The sequence below is a fragment of the Pseudoalteromonas sp. S1610 genome (assembly GCF_005887465.1).
Classification (GTDB): Bacteria; Pseudomonadota; Gammaproteobacteria; order Enterobacterales; family Alteromonadaceae; genus Pseudoalteromonas; species Pseudoalteromonas undina.
This window is the reverse complement of sequence record NZ_PNDI01000169.1, coordinates 1-264: the sequence shown is the minus strand read 5'-3', so window position 1 is coordinate 264 and position 264 is coordinate 1. Positions and strand designations below refer to the sequence as shown.

At 46.6% G+C, this 264-nt stretch carries 1 pseudogene; it reads left to right on the top strand.

Going from position 1 to position 264, the window contains the following annotated elements:
• A pseudogene (locus CWB77_RS18530) lies at positions 1-264 on the top strand (BatD family protein); the annotation flags it as partial.

Sequence of the window (264 nt, the reverse complement as noted above, 5' to 3'; positions counted from 1 at the left end):
GCTACTACCACAAACACCACGCACTTATACATTGGCTGAAATTACCCTTCCTTGGTATAAGACCAAAATGAACCGAATTATTTTTGCAACTTTACCAGAGCGCACAATAACGGTAACACCAAGTACCACAGCTCCAGCAAACTCACTAAATACACCCGTTGAAAGTACTTTAATCAACACGCAAGCAGACCCAACGCAGCAAGCGCTCCGCGTGCAACGCCCCCCTAGGACGCCTCGATGTCTTATTATTGTAGCCGTAGTAGG